We start from the raw sequence: 4,490 nt of genomic DNA on the forward strand, positions 1-4,490 counted from the left end.
CAGCCGCAGCAGCGCCGGCTCCATCGGCGCGCCCAGCCATTTCACGGCCAGTGCCGCGCCATAGGCACCCAGCCCGAAATAGGCGGCATGCCCGAAGGAGGCCATGCCGCCCGGCCCCATCATGAAGTGCAGCGAGGCGGCGAACAGCGCGAAGATCACCAGCTCGGTCAGCGTCACCAGCATGTGGTCGGGCGTGACCAGCGGCGCCAGCGCCAGGATCAGGAGGCCGATCAGCCCGGCGAGCTTCGTCGTGCCGTCGGCCGGGCGCAGGAGCGGCTCGGCCGGGCCATGGGCTCTCTGATGGCCGACGGGCGCCTTGCCCATCAGCCCATAGGGCTTGACCACCAGCACCACCGCCATGACCAGGAAGACCAGCACCAGCGTGATCTTGGGAAAGATCAGGATGCCGAAGGCGTGCAGGATGCCGATCAGCACGGCGGCCAGATAAGCCCCCGTAACGCTGCCGAGCCCGCCGACGACGACCACGACGAAGGCCTCGGAGATCATCGCCAGGTCCATGTGCAGCGTCACCGCCTCGCGCGGCAGTTGCAGCGCGCCGCCCAGGCCGGCCAGCATCGAACCGAAGGCGAAGACCGATGTGAACAGCAGGCGCTGGTTGACGCCGAGCGCGCCGACCATCTCGCGGTCCTGCGTCGCCGCCCGCACCAGCGTGCCCCAACGCGTTTTCTGGAACAGCAGCCAGAGGATCAGGAGCACGATCGGCCCGACCGCGATCAGGAACAGCTCATAGGTCGGGAAGCGGTTGCCGAAGATCACGACGAAGCTCTTGAAGCCCGGCGCGCGCGGCCCGATCTTGTCTTCCGCCCCCCAGATCGCCAGCGCCACATCCTGCAGCATCAGCACGACGCCGAAGGTCGCGAGCAGCTGGAAGAGCTCCGGCGCCTGGTAGATCCGTCTGAGGATCAACACCTCGATGACGACACCGATCAGCCCGGTCAGGGCCGCCGCCGCCAGAACGCCGCCCCAGAAGCCGAGCGCGTCCGCCGGTCCGAAGCGGCCGACCAGCGTCCAGGCCAGATAGGCACCCAGCATGTAGAGCGAGCCATGCGCGAAGTTCACGATCCGCGTCACGCCGAAGATGATCGACAGTCCCGACGCCACGAGGAACAGCGACGAGGCCGAGGCCAGGCCGTTCAGCGTCTGGGTGAGGATGAGGTCGATCATGCTGGCAATCCTGTCATTCCGGGGCAGCGCGCAGCGCCGAACCCGGAACCCACGACTGGGCGAGTCAGAAGGAACCGCGGCGGCACGGGCTCACCCGGTCGTGGGTCCGGGTTCGATCCTGCCGATCGCCCCGGAATGACGGATCTCACCCCGCCGGGCGCAGCGTCTTCACCACATCGTCGCCGGGCAGGTATTTCGCGCCGTCGGCGTAGCGCCAGTCGACCATCGTGCCCTTGCCGTCCTTCAGCGCGGTCTTGCCGACATAGGCGCCGAGCGTCGACTGGTGGTCGATAGCGCGGTACTCGGCCGCCCCGAAGGCGGAGGGGAACTTCAGCCCCTTGAGGGCGTCGACCAGCTTCTCGGTGTCGGTCGAGCCGGCCTTGGTCAGCGCCGCTGCGATCGAGTTCATCGTGTCGAAGCCGACCACCGAGCCGAGCCGCGGATAATCGTTGAACTTCTTGACGTAAGCCTCGCGGAACTTGAGGTGTTCCGGCGTCTTGATGTCGGCCTGCGGATAGCCGGTGACGATCCAGCCGACGGGCGCCTCGGCGCCGAGCGGATCGAGATATTCCGGCTCGCCGGTCAGCATGGAGACGACGGTGCGGCCCTCGAAGAGCCCGCGCGTGTTGCCCTGCCGGACGAAGTTCGTCAGGTCGCCGCCGAAGGTGACGTTGAAGATCGCGTCGGGCTTGGAGGCTTCCAGCGCCTGCACAGTCGCGCCGGCATCGATCCGGCCGAGCGCCGGGAACTGCTCGGCGACGAACTCGACATCGGGCTTGGCCTTCTTCAGCAGTTCCTTGAACCACTTCACGGCCGACTGGCCATATTCATAGTTCGGCGCCACGACGGCCCATTTCTTGGCCGGCAGCTTCGCCGCCTCCTCGACCAGCATCGCCGCCTGCATGTAGGTCGAGGGCCTCAGGCGGAAGGTGTAGCGGTTGCCCTTGGCCCAGACGAGCGCGTCGGAGAGCGGCTCGGAAGCAACGTAGAGCCGCTTGTTCTGGTTGGCGAAATCCGCGATCGCGAGACCGACATTGGAGAGGAAGCCGCCCGAGAGCAGATCGACCTTCTCGGCGTTGATCAAATCGCCGGCATGGCGCACCGCGTCCTCGGGCTTGCCGCCATCGTCGCGGAAGACCGTCTCGATCTTGCGGCCGAGCGCGCCGCCGGCGGCATTGACCTGTTCCAGCGCCAGTTCCCAGCCCTGCCGATAGGGCTTCAGGAAGGCGGGTTGGGCCGTATAGCTGTTGATTTCGCCCACCTTGATGGGCCCCGCCCCCTGGGCCCGCACCAGGGACGGTGCGGCGAGGATGGCGGCTCCGGCGGATGCGCCGGCCAGAAGACTGCGACGGTCGATCGTCATGCCTGTTCCCCATGTCTGGCCCGGTGGCGGATGCCCCAGCGCTCTTCGACAGATGTCGCATGCCGACGAAACCGCGTCAGCCGCGAATTCATTTGTATGCCTACGAATTTGAAGAGGCCCAAACTGCCTGTCAACGGCGAAAAATCGGCACGCGCTGGGCAGGGCACAGGCAGGCGGAGCGCGGGCCGCCGAGGCGGTTTGAGGCAACCTAGGGGCGCCGAGGCCTCGCTTGACGAGGACGCCCGGCAGGCGTCTGCCCAAAAATTAGGACAATGATGCTGCCCTTTTCCTCTTGTGGGGCCGGGCGCCTCTACCTATGTATGACGCACCGCAGCAGCGATGCTGCGTCGCCCTCCTTGGGCGTTTCCTCCCTAGACTTGGGCTGCGCTCACGCGCGGCCCTTTTTTCTTTGCAGTCCGGAAACAGCGGGGCCACAGCCGGCCTTCAGCGTGAGAACTTCACCGGGACGGCGAGCGCGATGGTCCCACCGCCCAGCCCTTCGGGCGGCGCCGGGACCGGGCTCGCCCGGCGGATCATCGCCACCGCCTCCTCGTCCAGCAGCGCATCGCCGGAACCGCGCACCAGACGGGCCGTGAGCACGCGCCCCGACCGGTCGATGCTGAACGACACCTGGACCGTGCCCGGATTGGCGCCACCGGGGAAGCGCTTGTAGCGGTTGAGATGCGCCAGCAGCGTGCCGCGCCAACTGGCGCGCGAGGCGGCGGAGGCGCTTGCAGCGCCCTCCACCGGAGCCGCGGCGCTGGGCGCGAGCTGAGCCTGCGCGCTCGGCGGTGCCGTGGTGCGCTCGGCCGGCGGCTTGTCGCGATTGACCGGTTTGCGCCGCTCCACGACCTTCTTCGGCGGCGGCTTGCGCTCCACGATCTGCGGACGGGCCGGGGGCGGTGGGGGCGGCGGTGCCAGCACGGCCGCGGCGTCGGGCAGCGGCGGCAGCTCCGGGATCTTGATCTCCGGCTCCGGCCTAACCACGGGCTGAGGCACCGGCTCCGGCGGCGGCTCCACGGGCGGCGGCTCGACGACCGGCTCGGGCGGCGGCGGTTCGGGCTCCGGCGGCTTTTCGACCACGGGTTCCGGCGGCTGCGGCTGCGGTTCGGGCTGGGCCTCGACCATCTCGGGGCCGGGCGCGACCTCCTGCGGCGGCGCCTCGGGCGCAACCGGCAGCGGCGCGAGTTCGATCATCACCGCGGCCGGCGGCGCTCCCATCGCCGCCTCGGCCCGCTGCCAGGTCACCAGCATCCAGCCCGCGACGCCATGGGCGCCGGCCACGACGACCACGGCGACTGCCCAGCGCAGGACGGCCGGCCAAAGCCTGGAACCGACGCGGTCGGAGCGGCCTCCCAGCAGCGCGGCGAGCGTCCTCATGGCGCAGGCGCTCGTGTCGCAGGCGCGGCTTGGGCAGCCCCCTGGCCGGTATCCTCCAGCCCGACCAGCGCGATCTTGAGATAGCCGGCCTGGCGCAGCAGGTTCATCACCTCCATGAGTTCGCGGTAGGCCACGGCCCCGTCGGCGCGCAGGAAGACACGCTGCTCGCGATCATTCTGGGTCTGCCGGTCGAGCGTCGCGCCCAGCGCCTCGCGCGGCACGCCGTCATTGCCGAGCGCCAGCGACAGGTCGCTCTTCACCGTCAGGAACACCGGCGTATCGGGCCTGGGCTGCGGCTGCGCGTTGGAGACCGGCAGATCGACGGCGACATCGACCGTCGAGAGCGGCGCGGCGACCATGAAGATGATCAGCAGCACCAGGATCACGTCAATGAAAGGCGTGACGTTGATGTCGCTGACCTCGCCGAGGTCGCCATCCTGCGCATCTTTGAGGGAAACGCCCATGCCTCACTCCGCCGATACGCGCGGCAGCGCGGCTGGAGCCGGGTTCGGCACCGCATGCAGCGGCGCGCGCGCGGTCGCCGCCGGCGCCGGTTGGCGCT

At 69.1% G+C, this 4,490-nt stretch carries 4 protein-coding genes; all 4 read right to left on the bottom strand.

Going from position 1 to position 4,490, the window contains the following annotated elements; genetic code table 11:
* The coding region (locus tag Q8M82_RS01955; RefSeq protein WP_465248064.1) for a branched-chain amino acid ABC transporter permease at positions 1-1,185 on the bottom strand (1,185 nt) is incomplete at its 3' end.
* A 145-nt stretch (positions 1,186-1,330) separates the two neighbouring features.
* Positions 1,331-2,548 carry an ABC transporter substrate-binding protein gene (locus Q8M82_RS01960; protein ID WP_305689698.1) on the bottom strand — a complete coding sequence of 406 codons (1,218 nt, stop codon included), beginning with the start codon at positions 2,546-2,548 and terminating at the stop codon, positions 1,331-1,333.
* 444 nt (positions 2,549-2,992) lie between these two features.
* Complete coding sequence (locus tag Q8M82_RS01965) at positions 2,993-3,928, bottom strand: energy transducer TonB family protein (RefSeq protein WP_305689699.1); 936 nt, start codon at positions 3,926-3,928, stop codon at positions 2,993-2,995.
* Complete coding sequence (gene exbD / locus Q8M82_RS01970; protein ID WP_305689700.1) at positions 3,925-4,392, bottom strand: TonB system transport protein ExbD; 468 nt, start codon at positions 4,390-4,392, stop codon at positions 3,925-3,927. Before exbD ends, Q8M82_RS01965 begins: the two co-directional genes overlap by 4 nt.
* Positions 4,393-4,490: the final 98 nt, after the last annotated feature.

The organism is Allobosea sp., from assembly GCF_030694325.1.
Classification (GTDB): Bacteria; Pseudomonadota; Alphaproteobacteria; order Rhizobiales; family Beijerinckiaceae; genus Allobosea.